This is a genomic window from Pseudoxanthomonas sp. Root630 (assembly GCF_001427585.1).
Lineage (GTDB): Bacteria > Pseudomonadota > Gammaproteobacteria > Xanthomonadales > Xanthomonadaceae > Pseudoxanthomonas_A.
This window is the reverse complement of sequence record NZ_LMGY01000012.1, coordinates 213,318-225,941: the sequence shown is the minus strand read 5'-3', so window position 1 is coordinate 225,941 and position 12,624 is coordinate 213,318. Positions and strand designations below refer to the sequence as shown.

Genomic DNA, 12,624 nt, shown 5'->3' with positions numbered 1-12,624 from the left:
TCCCTCCCCTCCTACCGCGGGACGGCGCGTGCGTTCAGACCTTGTAGCCCGTATGGATCGCCACGATGCCCGCGGAAAGGTTGCGGAAGCTGGTCCGGGCGAAGCCCGCGGCGTCCATCATTCCCTGCAGTTCGGCCTGGGGCGGATGCTTGCGGATGCTCTCGGCCAGGTACTGGTAGCTGCCGGCGTCCTGGGCGAACAGCCGGCCCAACTTCGGCAGCACCTTGAAGGAATGGAAGTCGTATACCGGCTTGAACCAGTCGATGGTCACTTCCGAGAATTCCAGCACGCGCGCCTGGCCGCCCACCTTCAGCACGCGGTGCATTTCACGCAGCGCCGCGTCCTTGTCGGTGACGTTGCGCAGGCCGAACGCGATGGTGACCAGGTCGAAGCTGGCATCGGGGAACGGCAACGCTTCGGCGTTGCACTGCACGTATTCCAGCCCCTGCACCAGCCCGCGGTCGGTCAGGCGGTCGCGCCCCACGGACAGCATGCCGGCATTGATGTCGCCCAGCACGATCTGCCCGACGTCGCCCACGCGGTCTTTCAGCAGCGCGGCGATGTCGCCGGTGCCACCCGCGAGGTCGAGCACGCGGTCGCCGCGCTTGACCTGGCAGGTACCGACGAAATAGCGCTTCCATACCCGATGGATGCCGAGGCTCATCAGGTCGTTCATCAGGTCGTACTTGCCGGCCACCGAGGTGAAGACTTCGCCGACAAGCTTCTGCTTTTCGGCGGCGGCGACGTCGCGGAAGCCGAAATGGGTGGTGCCGCGTTCGTAGGGGGATTCGCTCATGCCCCCGATTATCGCACTACGGGCGGGCCGGCGTGGCCCCGCGCCTCATCGCTCCAGCAGTGCGCAGAGCGCCGGGTGCCGCAGCAGCGCGGGCAATGCGTTGCAGCGCCCGGTTGTCGCAGCCGTCGGCTTCACCGCGACGGACGTGGACGGCGTCCCGGTGCTCACGGGCGGTTGCGACGAAGCGGTCTGCGTGGCGGGCTTCACCAGGACCGGGGCCGGCGAACTCATCGACCGGGGACGCGGCCCGACCCGAACGTGGAAACCGTCCGCCGTGGCGGCCACGACCTCGACCCAGTGCCTTTCGTCGGGCGTATTCCAGCGCTCGCCAACCTTCAGCATCGAGCCCTCGTTGTTGGAGACATCGGCGGCCGGCGTATCGGTATCGATGCTGTAGGCGATGCCGTAATCCTCCAGCTTGTGGATGATCACCGCGTCGCCCGCCAGCTTGGACTCGTACGTGCCCGTGCGGCGACGCGCCTCCAGCGTGTAGATCACTGTCTTGTAGGGATCGGCTTGCGTCGGCAACGCGAGGATCACCAGTTGCGCGTTGGATGAATCGCGGAGGCTGCCGGCGTCCAGCACGAACTCCTGCGCCTCGCTGTTGTCGGCCTCGATGACGCGCTTGCGGGCGGCAGGAAGCCAGCCCAACCGCTCGCGCTGGTACATGTTGATGTGCTTGGGCAGCGTGCCGAACGTGGCATCGCTGGTCGAGTTGCGCCAGGCATCGCTCATCAGATCCCAGGGATTGTCGTAGGTGTCGGCGTCGCCGTCCGAATTGTTGGAGTGCGGCAGGCCGTAACCATGGCCCATCTCGTGCGCCAGCGGCGCCAGGTTCGCGAAGGACCAGGGCGGGCTCCACGTCACCCGCGTGCACGTATAGGCGCCATCGAGCGTGGCGCAGGCGCCACCGCCCCAGGCATTGCCGTCCAGTTCGCCATTGAACATCAGGTTGACGCCCTGCGCACCGCGGAAGTCGACGTCCGCATCCGCGGCCGCGGCGCAGTCGGCGAACAACTGCGACAGCTGCGCCTTCTGCTTGCCGTTCACGACGGCCAGGTAGGCCTCGCGCGGCTGCGGCAGCGTGTACCAGCCGTGCGCGGAACTTCCCGCAAGATCCACCTGCCCGTAGGACACTTCGGACCAATAGTGGCCGAGCTGGCCTGGCGAGTTGCCGTACTGCGCCTGGAAGAACTCGCGCGGTTTCTGTTCGGTGGCGATGTCGGCGAACTTGCACATCAGCGTGACCCAGCGCGTGCTGCCGAGCACCGCGGACGCGGCCATCACGCGGCTGTCCGCGCCGACGGCCGTCGCACGCGCCGCCACCCGACCGGTGGGCACGATCGCGCCGATCGCGGGCGAGGACGCCACCCGGCTCGCCTTGGACTGCGATGCCTCGTACGAAACCGCGACATGGCGATTGGCCAGCGCGTACAGATCGCCTGCCGCCCGGCGCGCCTGTGCGGCATCCAGCGGCACGCGTTGCCCCGGCGCGGTCTCGAGCCAGACATCCAGCTGCGGTGCCGCCTTCGCGCGACCGGGCAGCGCGCGCGGGGGATCCGCCCACTGCAACTGCAGGATGCCTTGCACGACGGTGTCCGCGTGCGACGGCGGAGCCGCCAGCATGCATCCCAGCGCCAACGCGAACCCGGCGGCCAACGCATGCACGCGCTTCCACCGCGCGACGGCGGATCGTTGATTGACCACGCGCCACTCCACTCACGGCTGGCGGGCCGGAATGGCACCGCCATGCTGCGGTGTCGGCCGTCATGCGAACGGCTTGAGGAGTTCTCGACGCGGATGTTCCGAACTGCGATGCAGGTCAGGAAACGCGAACGCGCTGCGCCGCCGCGATGTGGGGGATTTCCCTACACGTCAGCGTTCGCGCACCGCGCAACCTTCACTGCGCGCGCCACCGGGTGCGGCACAGCGCGCGGTCGTCGGCGTGCGTGCGGGCGATGTCGGCGCCTGCGTGCCCGTGGTCGCGGGCGCCGACGATGCGGACGCTCCATTCGGCTTGAGTCGCGGAGGATTGGGGCTGCTCATCACCCGCGCCGGCCCGACGCTCAACAGGAATCCGGTCGCGGTCTGCGCCGTGACGGTGATCGCATGCGTGCCTTCGGGCGTCAACCAGCGTTCGCCGACCTTGAACATCGACCCTTCGTTGTTCGAGGTGTTCGCGGCGGGCACGTCCGCATCGATGCTGTAGGCGGTGCCGGAAGCCTGGACCTTGTGGATGATCACCGCGTCGCCCGCCAGGGCGCCGTCATACGCGCCCTCGCGCTTGCGCGCTTCCAGCGTGTACACCACGGTCGCGTAGGGATCGGCTTGCGGCGACAGGGACAACACCAGCATCTGCGTGTTGGTGGAACCCACCAGGTGCGCGTAATCGAGCGCGACCTGGCGTGTGGCGATGTCGCCCAGCACCAGCACCTGCTGGCGCGCGGTGTCCACCCAGCTCAGGCGGTGCCGCTGGAAGATGTTGATGTGCTTGGGCCGCGCGCCGTAGGTGGCATCGCGTACCGCGTTGCTCCAACCGTCGCTCATCACGTCCCAGGGATTGTCGTAGGTGTCGTCGTCGCCATCGGAGTTGTCCGAGTGCGGCAGGCCATACCCGTGCCCCATCTCGTGGGCGAGCGGCGCGAGGTTGCTGAAGGACCACGGCGGATTCCAGGTCACGCGGGTGCAGAAGTTCGCGCGACCTTCCAGCGGTGCGCAGCTGCCGCCGCCCCATGCGTACCCGTCGAGCTCGCCATTGAACATCATGTTCACGCCCTGCACGCTGCCGAAGTCCACGGAAGGATCCGCCGCCGCGCCGCAATCGGCGAACAGCTTGCGCAGGTCGGCCTTGTCCTTGCCGTTTTCCTGGGTGACGTAGTAGCTGCGCGGTTGCGGGAGGTCGAACCACCCATAGGCGCTGCTGCCCGTCAGGTTGATCTTGTTGTAGGACACCTCGCGCCAGTAGTGCCCGAGCTGGCCGACGCCTTCGCCGTATTGCGACTGGAAGAACGGCAGCGCCTTCTGTTCCGTCGCGATGTCGCTGAACTTGCACATCAGGGTGACCCAGCGGGTGACGCCATTGATGGGCGCCGCGGCCGCCACGCGCGCGGTAGCCGCGCTCGCTTGCGCGGACTGGGCGAAGCGGTCCACCGGCACGATGGCCTCGATCGGGGGAGCGGACGACACGCCTTTGGGTAGCGCACCGAACGCGATCGCCACGCGCCGGTTGGCGAGCACGTACAGGTCGCCCGCGGCCTTGCGCGCCTGCGCAGGATCCAGCGCGACGCGGCTGCCGTCGTCCTTCACCAGGTGCGCGTTGAAGCGGGACTCGCGCTCCACCTTGCCGGGTGCCGCCGGGGCCGGATCGCCCCACTCCAGCTGCAACAGACCTTGTTCGATGCTCTGCGCGCCCGCGGACTGCGCCCCCGTGATGCCGAGTGCGACAACGGCGACGATCGCCCATGCGCGACCGGTCGTCGTGCTCATTCCCATGTCCATGATCCCCTGGCTCCCTCGTGTGGCGACGCAATCCACGGCCCCTGGATGCCAGAGGGTCCCCGTCCGTGCTGCGATTGGCATCACACTAGGCGATATGTGAAGCTGGATTCCTTGAGCCGCGTCACGCTCCCCTGCCGTTGAGACCCCGCATGACCGATTACCGCGCCCTCCTGGAAACCGCCATCGCCGAAGCGCGCCAGGGCCTGGCCGAAGGCGGCATCCCCATCGGCGCGGCGCTCTACCACCAGGACGGCCGCCTGCTGGGCTGCGGCCACAACCGCCGCGTGCAGGAGGGCGACCCCTCCGTGCACGGCGAAACCGATGCCTTCCGCAAGGCGGGCCGCCAGCGCCGCTACCGCGACACCATCATGGTCACCACCCTGGCCCCGTGCTGGTACTGCAGCGGGCTGGTGCGCCAGTTCAACATCGGCACGGTGGTGGTGGGCGAATCCGTGACGTTCCAGGGCGGCATCGACTGGCTGCGCGCATCCGGCGTCGAGGTCATCGACCTGCACGACCAGGAATGCATCGACCTGCTGGGCGGCTACATCCGCGCCAATCCCGAGGTATGGAACGAGGACATCGGCGAGGAGTGAGCTGCCGCGAGGTCCTCAGGCCGGCTTCATCACCATCAGCCAGAAGATCGCGATCACGCTGAGGAAGGCTGGCCAGCCCAGCCAGAACCACACGCGCATCGCGCGGTAGTACGCCGGGGGCAACGGCTGCGACGACGCCACCGCCTGCATGGCCAGGTCGCGTGCGCGGATCTGCAGCCACAGCACCGGCAGCCAGCATGCGCCGATCACGAAGAACAGCACCAGCGCCGCCTTCACCCAGAAGATATCCAGCGGCAGGCCCAGCAATCGGGTCAGCCACCAGCCCGTGGCCAACTGCACGACGACGGCCGGCGCGGTGAAGCAGGCATCGGCGATGACGACGGTACGCGCTGTCGATGCGATCACGCGCGGATCGCCACGCAGGTGCGCCAGCCACATGAAGAACGCGATCCCCAGCCCGGTGCCGAACAGCAGCGTGGACGCCAGGATGTGGACCCATTTCACCCACAGGTACGTCATGTCAGCGCCGCTCCGCCAGCACCCACAGCACCGCCAATGCTGGCAGCAGCACGAGGTTCTTCGCCATCCCGCCCAACGGATCCCACCACAGCGCCGGCAGCATGCCACCGAGCACCAGCGTGTATGCCAGCAGCAGGAGCAGCATCGCGCCGATGGCCATGCGTGGTCGCCAACCATTCGCCAACCAGAGGCCGAGGACGAGATCGGCCGCGCCGCCGGTACGCGCCAGCATCACCGGATCCCCGTCCGCCAACGGCGTATCCGCCGCCAGCCGCAGGATGTCCGCCGCCGGCGTGACGAAGCCGGCCAGCGCCGACAGCAGCCATAAGCCCACCACGGCCCAGCGCAAGGCGGGCGCGAGGAAGTAGAGCTGCGCCTGCCAACGGTCCTGCACCTGGCTGGGTGCCTGTTCCAGCGCGTCCGCAAGAGGACGGGGGCGCAGGCCGAAGGCGGCTTCCAGTCGATCCGCCGCATCCGGCGCCGTGGTGTTGCCCCTTCGCAGCATGCGCCACATCGTCCGTCCCACCGGCCCGCGGCCCAGCGCCTCCATCGCCGATACCGCGAGCGACACGCCGGCCTCCGGCACCGTCACCACGCGTTCGCCCGGGATACCCAGCCAGCGACGCCATTGGCGCTGGTAGTCGCGCAACGATATCGGCGCGGGGCCGCCTACCTCGTGGATACCGGACACCGCATTGGCCGCCGCGCGTGCCACCAGTTCGCCCAGGTCTTCCGCCGCGAGGGGCTGCACCTGCCACCGGCCATCCCCCGGCAACCACTGCGCGCCTGGGAAGCCCGCCAATGCGCGTAACAACGAGGTTCCGCCGTAGGAACCGCTCACCGAGTAGACCACCGAGGGCCGCAACACGACGGACGACAGCGAGAGCGCGCCGAGCTGTTCGTCGAACCGATGCTTGGAGGCGATGAAGGGCCCGTCTTCGGGCAGGCCGAGCGCGGAGATCTGCACGAAGCGTTCGATACCGCGCACCGCGCAGGCCCGCGCGAGCGCCAGCGGCGCGGCGACGTGCACGGCCTCGAAGGTCTGCCCCGCCTGCTCGCGCAGGATGCCGGCGGCATTGACCACCGCATCCACGCCCTCCAGCAGCGGCACCCAATCCTCCGGTCGCAGCATCGCCTGCAGGTCGCAGGCGCGTTCGTCATCCGCGAGCGGACGTCCCTTCGGCCGCACGGCACGCAACACGCGCCAGCCGTGGCGACGGAGCGCCGCCACCAGGTAGCCACCGATGAATCCCGCGCCACCCACCACCAGCACCGTTCGTACCTTGCCGTCCGGAGATGCCTGCGAAGGGATTTGCATGCGGTCGTTCCGTGTCCGTCGGGAGGGTGGGAAACGCGGGATCAGGCCTTGCGCACGAACTCCGACTTGAGCTTCATCGCGCCGATGCCGTCGATCTTGCAGTCGATGTCGTGGTCGCCGTCCACCAGGCGGATGTTCTTGACCTTGGTGCCGACCTTCACCACCAGCGACGAACCCTTCACCTTCAGGTCCTTGATGACGGTGACGGTATCACCGTCCTGCAACAGGTTGCCGTTCGCGTCCTTGATGACGCGCGCATCGTCGCCCCCCGCCGGGGCGTCGGCGGACCACTCGTGGCCGCACTCCGGACAGACCAGCTGCACGCCGTCCTCGTACGTGTAGGTGGAGGCGCATTGCGGGCAGGGAGGAAGCGTGCTCATGGGAACGGAAAAGATGTGCGGGGATGCATCGATTGTAACCGACGGGTCGATGTCCTCCAGAAACGAAGAACCCGCCTCGCGGCGGGTTCGGGGGCTACAGGATGTAGCGGCTGAGGTCCGGGTCCTGCACCAGCTCGCCCAGGTGCGCATCGACGTAGGCCCGGTCGATGACCACGCTCTGGCCATCGCGATCGGGCGCCTCGTAGCTCAGCGTGTCCAGCAGGCGCTCCAGCACGGTGTGCAGCCGGCGCGCACCGATGTTCTCCTGCCGCTCGTTGACCAGTGCGGCGATCTCGGCGAGGCGATCGATCGCATCGTCGCTGAAGCGCAACGCGACGCCCTCGGTCTTCATCAGCTCCACGTACTGCTTGCTCAACGCCGCCTTGGGTTCGGTGAGGATGCGGATGAAGTCATCCTTGCTCAGTGCCGACAGTTCGACGCGGATCGGGAAGCGGCCCTGCAGCTCCGGGATCAGATCGCTCGGCTTGGCCAGGTGGAACGCGCCGGACGCGATGAACAGGATGTGGTCCGTCTTCACCGTGCCGTACTTGGTGGACACATTGCTGCCCTCCACCAGCGGCAGCAGGTCGCGCTGCACGCCCTCGCGGCTGACATCGGCGCCGCCGACGTTGCCGCCGCGCTTGGCGACCTTGTCGATCTCGTCGATGAAGACGATGCCGTGCTGTTCGCAGGCTTCGATGGCGGCCGCGCGGATGTCGTCCTCGTTGACCAGCTTGCCCGCTTCCTCTTCGACCAGCTGCGGGCGCGCGGCCTTGATGGTCACGGTGCGCTTGTGGGTCTTGCTGCCGCCCAGGTTCGAGAACATCTGCCGCAACTGCTGGCCCATCTCCTCCATGCCCGGCGGCGTCATGATGTCCACGCCGACGTTGGCGGACAGCTCGAGTTCGATCTCGCGCTCATCGAGGTCGCCATTGCGCAGCTGGCGGCGCAGCTTCTGCCGGGTTTCGGACTCCTTCGACGACGGCTCCGCGCCGATGTCGACGGTGGTGGTGGTGTTCGCGCCGAAACCGAAACCGCCGCCAGCGCCCTCGCGACGCGGAAGCAGCGCGTCGAGGATGCGGTCTTCCGCACGCTCTTCGGCCTGGGTGCGCATGCGCGCCTTGGCCTGCTCGCGGTACATCTTCACCGCGGTGTCGGCGAGGTCGCGGACGATCTGCTCGACGTCCTTGCCCACGTAGCCGACCTCGGTGAAGCGCGTGGCCTCGACCTTGACGAACGGCGCGTTGGCCAGCGTCGCCAGGCGGCGCGCGATCTCGGTCTTGCCGACGCCGGTGGGGCCGATCAGCAGGATGTTCTTCGGCATGACTTCATTGCGCAGGCCTTCGTGCAACTGCATGCGGCGCCAGCGGTTGCGCAGCGCGATGGCGACCGCGCGCTTGGCGGCGTGCTGGCCGACGATATGACGGTCGAGTTCCTGCACGATCTCGCGCGGGGTCATCGTGGATGAAGTGTTTTCGGTCATGGCGTGCTGTTTCGTAGGAGGGGCTTCAGCCCCGACCGCGACGGCCGGGGCGGGACAGCGGCCGGAGCTCAGAGCTCTTCGACCACCACGTTGCGGTTGGTGTAGATGCAGATGTCGCCGGCGATGTTCAGCGACTCGACGGCGATCGACTTCGCGTCGAGTTCGGTGTGGGCGAGCAGCGCGCGCGCGGCGGACAAGGCGTAGGAGCCGCCCGAGCCGATGGCGATGATGCCGTCCTCCGGCTCGATGACATCGCCGGTGCCGCTGATGATCAGCGAGGTTTCCTTGTCGGCGACGGCGAGCAGTGCCTCGAGCTTGCCCAGGCGACGTTCGGTGCGCCAGTCCTTCGCCAGTTCAACCGCGGCGCGTGTCAGCTGGCCGTGCTTCTCCAGCTTGGCCTCGAACAATTCGAACAGCGTGAATGCATCCGCTGCCGCCCCGGCGAAACCGGCCAGCACCTGGCCATCGCGACCGAGCCGGCGCACCTTGCGCGCGTTGCCCTTCATGACGGTGTGGCCCAGCGTCACCTGGCCATCGCCGGCGACGGCGACATGGCCGTTGCGGCGTACGGACAGGATGGTGGTGGCGTGGAAGACGTTCGGGTTCTGGCTGGGGTCCATGGAGGCCTCCGGGGTGTTCCCACAGAGGTGGGGACGCCGCTCTCCGGTTCAAGCATGACCTTTGGGTCCACGACATGGGCTTGAACGGCTGGCCGTAGGCTGGGATGAAGCAACGCGTAATCCCAGCGCGCCGGAGCCAGATCGCGCACGACGCTGGGATTTCGCTGCGCTGCATCCCAGCCTACGGCTCTACGGCCTCTTATTTCTTGCGCTTGGCCCGAGGATGCGCGGCGTCGTAAACCTTGGCCAGGTGCTGGAAGTCCAGATGGGTGTAGATCTGGGTGGTCGCGATATCGGCGTGGCCCAGCAATTCCTGCACACCACGAAGGTCGCCGGAAGACTCGAGGATATGGCTGGCGAAACTGTGCCGCAGCATGTGCGGATGCACGTGCTTGAACAGGCCCTGGCGCTGCGCCAGGTGCTTGATGCGGATCTGCACCGCGCGCTGCGAGATCGGCCCGTCGCCACGGCCGGGAAACACGAACGCCTCGTTGCCGGCGGGGCGCTCCTGCCGCCATTCGTCCAGCGCGCGGCGCGCGTGCGAGCCCACCGGGACGCGTCGCTCCTTGTTGCCCTTGCCGAGCACGTTGACCATGCCGCCGGCCATGTCCAGGTCGCGCCAGCGCAGCAGGCACAGTTCGCTCAGGCGCAAACCGGAGGAATAGAACAGTTCCAGCAACGCGCGATCGCGCAGACCGAGCGGCGCATCGGTGGGCACTTCCACCAGGCGTACCGCTTCGTCCGCATCCAGCACTTGCGGCAGCTTGCGCGGGGCCTTGGGTGCGCGCAGTGCGGCGGCCGGGCTGGCCGCGATGCGACCATGCTTCAACAACCACTGGTAGAAGCTGCGGCACGCCGATAGGCGCCGCTGCAGGCTCTTGGGCGACAGGCCGCGACGATGCTCGGCGGCGACGAAGCCACGCAGCTGCTCTGCCTGGATATCGGCGACATCGACGATCTGTTGCGCCTGCGCCCACTCCGCCAGCGCGGCGAGATCGCGACGGTAGGCATCCAGCGTGTGCGCGGAAACGCGGCGCTCGACTTCGAGATAGGCGAGAAAATCGGCGACCGTCATGCGCGCAGGCCCGCGCGATGCGCCCGGGTCAGGCGAACCGCTTCAACGCCGTCGCCAGCGTCTCGCCCATCATGCGCAGGAACAGCGTGCCCATGCCGGGATAGAAACGATTGCTGTCGCGGCTGCCCACGGCGACCAGGCCGATGCCGGGCAACGGCAACAACGCCGACGAGGCGACCTCTTCCGCACGCGAGCCGTACAGCAATACGTGCTTCTCCGGCTGCAGGCGGCCGCAGATCGGCTCGCCATCGCGCAGGCAGTCGCGGAACGGCGCCATGTGCGGATTGTCGGCCGGCACGACCTGCAGCCATTCGCTCTCTTCCAGGCCGGCGACCGGTTCGAGCAGGACGATGCTGACCCGGTCGCCGTTGAAATCCTCGGCCAGCGAAGCGGCCATCGCACGCACGGTATCGGCGGCGCTGCCCTGCTTCATCAGCGTGAGCGCCAGCTGGTGCGTGCGCACGGCCAGGCGCTCGTTCTCCTGCGCGTTGCCGAACAGGTCGTTGAGGCGCTTGGACAGTTCGCGATTCTTGTCGCGCAGTACCTCGAGCTGGTAGCTCGCGAGCGACGCGGTGGGGCCGTCGTCGCGCGGCACCACCAGGCTCAGGGCCAGGTCGGGGAACTGCTTCAGGAAGGTCGGGTGCCGCCGCAGCCAGGCTGCGACTTCGTGGGCGCCCAGCTTTTCGAGTGTCTCGCTCATGCTTTCCATTCCCCTTCGAATACGAATGCCGCTGGCCCGGACATGATGACCGGCGCGTCGTCGGACGGCCAGCGGATGCGGAGCTCGCCGCCCGGGAGCGCGATGGCCACGTCGCGGTCCACCCGGCCACGGCGGATCAGCACAGCCGCGGCCGCGCACGCGCCGCTGCCGCAGGCGAGCGTCTCGCCCACGCCGCGCTCGTAGACACGCAGGCGCACGCGGTCGCGCGCGACCACCTCGGCGAAGCCGACGTTGACCGATTCCGGGAAATGCGGCGAGCGCTGCAGCAGCGGACCGTAGTGGCGCACCGGTGCGTCGTCCACGGACCGCACTTCGATCACGGCATGCGGATTGCCCATCGATACCGCACCGAAGCGCAGCCGTACCCCTTCGTCCACGTCGGCGTCGTACTCGCCGCGCGGCTCGCCGAACCCATGCAGCGGGATGCGGGCCGGCGCGAACTCGGGCACGCCCATGGCGATGGCGTAGCGGTCGTCGCCCAGGCGCTCGACCGCGTGCGTGGCCAGCGGGCTATCGACGACGAAGCTGTCGCCGCGCGCCACGCCGTCGCGCACCAGCCAGGCCGCCACGCAGCGCGCGCCGTTGCCGCACTGCTGGGAAGGCGAGCCGTCGGCGTTCCAGATGCCGTACGCGGCGACGGCATCGGCCGAACGCGGCGGTTCGATGGTCAGGATCTGGTCGCAGCCCACGCCGCGATGACGGTCGGCCAGGCGCGCGGCGAGCGATGCGTCGGGCGGCGCCAGGCCATCGCGCAGATCCAGCACGACGAAGTCGTTGCCGGCGCCGTGCATCTTGGTGAAACGCATGGACGTCTCCCGCGTGCGGGCCGGCTCAGCCATTCCCGTCGGTGGCCGGCACCGTGGCGGGATCGATCGGCGGTTCGGCGGGCAATGCGGGCGCGGGCGTCGTCTCGGGGGTCGTCGCCGGCGTCACCGGCGCGTCTTCCGCGGGCTTTTCCGGGAGGAACAGCGGGCCCTTGGCTCCGCAGGCGGACAGGACCGCCATCAGGGCGGCGGCGGCGAAAAGACGGGCGTTCCGGTTCATGCCGCGAGTATAGCCACAGGCCGATGAACGCGGCGGCCGGAGGTCAGCGCGGCGGTTCCGGGCGCAACCACAACCAGGTGCCGACCACGGCCATGCAGGCGATCGGCAACGCGACCATCCACCAGCGGTGCGAACCGGTCCACAGCATCAGCGCGAGCAGGATCGCGGCACTGAGAAGCATCGTCCAGGTGGCCGCCCACTTGGCACGCCGCGACACCGCGCGGTGAAGGTGCCAGTCGTGGATCATCGGGCCGAAGCGCGGGTGCGTGACCAGGTAGCGATGCAGCCGGTCGGAACCGCGCGAGGCCGCATAGGCCGCGATCAGGATGAACACCGTCGTCGGCAACCCCGGCACGAACACGCCGAGGATCCCCATGCCCAGGCTCGCGTACGCCAGCAACCACCACGCCCAGCGGAACCGAGCAGGCCTGGGGTCGGGCAGATCGCGGGGCTTGGGAGGAGACGTATCGTGCACCGCGCCCTTGTACCCCAAATCCGCGGCCGATGGCGCGAACACGACGTGCGCGCAGCGGACGACCGCGCCCCACCTCGCCATGGCCCACCTCTCCGTCTCCGTCCTGTTCCCCCGGGTTATCGGCCGCAGGGCCGCGAG

Annotated in this window: 14 protein-coding genes; 1 reads left to right on the top strand and 13 read right to left on the bottom strand. The window is 68.5% G+C overall.

Features of this window, described 5'->3' with window-relative positions; genetic code table 11:
* Window positions 1-34: 34 nt before the first annotated feature.
* The 3 genes from ubiE to ASD72_RS07195 form a co-directional block, all read right to left on the bottom strand.
* On the bottom strand, window positions 35-796 hold the full coding sequence (gene ubiE / locus ASD72_RS07205) for a bifunctional demethylmenaquinone methyltransferase/2-methoxy-6-polyprenyl-1,4-benzoquinol methylase UbiE (RefSeq protein WP_056879254.1): 762 nt from the start codon (window positions 794-796) through the stop codon (window positions 35-37).
* Between the two features lie 45 nt (window positions 797-841).
* A complete protein-coding gene (locus ASD72_RS07200; protein WP_155944521.1) occupies window positions 842-2,503 on the bottom strand; it encodes a hypothetical protein in 1,662 nt (553 codons plus the stop codon).
* Window positions 2,504-2,671: 168 nt separating this feature from the next.
* Complete coding sequence (locus ASD72_RS07195; protein WP_056879252.1) at window positions 2,672-4,282, bottom strand: hypothetical protein; 1,611 nt, start codon at window positions 4,280-4,282, stop codon at window positions 2,672-2,674.
* A gap of 161 nt (window positions 4,283-4,443) precedes the next feature.
* On the opposite strand from ASD72_RS07195, the gene ASD72_RS07190 reads away from it, so the two are divergent.
* On the top strand, window positions 4,444-4,890 hold the full coding sequence (locus ASD72_RS07190; protein ID WP_056879251.1) for a nucleoside deaminase: 447 nt from the start codon (window positions 4,444-4,446) through the stop codon (window positions 4,888-4,890).
* Between the two features lie 15 nt (window positions 4,891-4,905).
* Here ASD72_RS07190 and ASD72_RS07185 read toward each other — a convergent pair whose 3' ends face one another.
* The 10 genes from ASD72_RS07185 to ASD72_RS21475 form a co-directional block, all read right to left on the bottom strand.
* Complete coding sequence (locus ASD72_RS07185) at window positions 4,906-5,370, bottom strand: DUF2269 domain-containing protein (protein ID WP_056879250.1); 465 nt, start codon at window positions 5,368-5,370, stop codon at window positions 4,906-4,908.
* A gap of 1 nt (window position 5,371) precedes the next feature.
* The gene (locus ASD72_RS07180) at window positions 5,372-6,688 is read right to left on the bottom strand and encodes a DoxX-like family protein (protein ID WP_056879249.1); all 1,317 of its coding nucleotides are present in this window, start codon (window positions 6,686-6,688) and stop codon (window positions 5,372-5,374) included.
* A gap of 41 nt (window positions 6,689-6,729) precedes the next feature.
* A complete protein-coding gene (locus ASD72_RS07175) occupies window positions 6,730-7,068 on the bottom strand; it encodes a zinc ribbon domain-containing protein YjdM (protein WP_056879248.1) in 339 nt (112 codons plus the stop codon).
* 94 nt (window positions 7,069-7,162) lie between these two features.
* Window positions 7,163-8,551, bottom strand: a complete 1,389-nt coding sequence (gene hslU, locus ASD72_RS07170; protein ID WP_056879247.1) for an ATP-dependent protease ATPase subunit HslU — start codon at window positions 8,549-8,551, stop codon at window positions 7,163-7,165.
* Between the two features lie 68 nt (window positions 8,552-8,619).
* Entirely contained in the window at window positions 8,620-9,171 is a 552-nt protein-coding gene (gene hslV, locus ASD72_RS07165; RefSeq protein WP_056879246.1) for an ATP-dependent protease subunit HslV, read from the bottom strand.
* A 199-nt stretch (window positions 9,172-9,370) separates the two neighbouring features.
* The gene (xerC, locus tag ASD72_RS07160; RefSeq protein WP_056879245.1) at window positions 9,371-10,246 is read right to left on the bottom strand and encodes a tyrosine recombinase XerC; all 876 of its coding nucleotides are present in this window, start codon (window positions 10,244-10,246) and stop codon (window positions 9,371-9,373) included.
* A gap of 28 nt (window positions 10,247-10,274) precedes the next feature.
* Complete coding sequence (locus ASD72_RS07155) at window positions 10,275-10,946, bottom strand: DUF484 family protein (RefSeq protein ID WP_056879244.1); 672 nt, start codon at window positions 10,944-10,946, stop codon at window positions 10,275-10,277.
* A complete protein-coding gene (gene dapF / locus ASD72_RS07150; RefSeq protein ID WP_056879813.1) occupies window positions 10,943-11,773 on the bottom strand; it encodes a diaminopimelate epimerase in 831 nt (276 codons plus the stop codon). The genes ASD72_RS07155 and dapF overlap by 4 nt, the downstream gene beginning before the upstream one ends.
* Before the next feature lie 25 nt (window positions 11,774-11,798).
* Window positions 11,799-12,011 carry a lipoprotein gene (locus tag ASD72_RS07145; protein WP_056879243.1) on the bottom strand — a complete coding sequence of 71 codons (213 nt, stop codon included), beginning with the start codon at window positions 12,009-12,011 and terminating at the stop codon, window positions 11,799-11,801.
* A gap of 43 nt (window positions 12,012-12,054) precedes the next feature.
* Entirely contained in the window at window positions 12,055-12,453 is a 399-nt protein-coding gene (locus ASD72_RS21475; protein WP_255357647.1) for a YbaN family protein, read from the bottom strand.
* Window positions 12,454-12,624 lie beyond the last annotated feature (171 nt).

Bases quoted from the DNA above. Each gene is read 5' to 3' on its own strand.
- ASD72_RS07190 (WP_056879251.1), top strand. From the start codon at position 4,444: ATGACCGATTACCGCGCCCTCCTGGAAACCGCCATCGCCGAAGCGCGC.
- ASD72_RS07145 (WP_056879243.1), bottom strand. From the start codon at position 12,011: ATGAACCGGAACGCCCGTCTTTTCGCCGCCGCCGCCCTGATGGCGGTC.
- ASD72_RS07155 (WP_056879244.1), bottom strand. From the start codon at position 10,946: ATGAGCGAGACACTCGAAAAGCTGGGCGCCCACGAAGTCGCAGCCTGG.
- ASD72_RS07195 (WP_056879252.1), bottom strand. From the start codon at position 4,282: ATGAGCACGACGACCGGTCGCGCATGGGCGATCGTCGCCGTTGTCGCA.
- dapF (WP_056879813.1), bottom strand. From the start codon at position 11,773: ATGCGTTTCACCAAGATGCACGGCGCCGGCAACGACTTCGTCGTGCTG.
- ASD72_RS07180 (WP_056879249.1), bottom strand. From the start codon at position 6,688: ATGCAAATCCCTTCGCAGGCATCTCCGGACGGCAAGGTACGAACGGTG.
- ASD72_RS07185 (WP_056879250.1), bottom strand. From the start codon at position 5,370: ATGACGTACCTGTGGGTGAAATGGGTCCACATCCTGGCGTCCACGCTG.
- hslU (WP_056879247.1), bottom strand. From the start codon at position 8,551: ATGACCGAAAACACTTCATCCACGATGACCCCGCGCGAGATCGTGCAG.
- xerC (WP_056879245.1), bottom strand. From the start codon at position 10,246: ATGACGGTCGCCGATTTTCTCGCCTATCTCGAAGTCGAGCGCCGCGTT.
- ubiE (WP_056879254.1), bottom strand. From the start codon at position 796: ATGAGCGAATCCCCCTACGAACGCGGCACCACCCATTTCGGCTTCCGC.
- hslV (WP_056879246.1), bottom strand. From the start codon at position 9,171: ATGGACCCCAGCCAGAACCCGAACGTCTTCCACGCCACCACCATCCTG.
- ASD72_RS07175 (WP_056879248.1), bottom strand. From the start codon at position 7,068: ATGAGCACGCTTCCTCCCTGCCCGCAATGCGCCTCCACCTACACGTAC.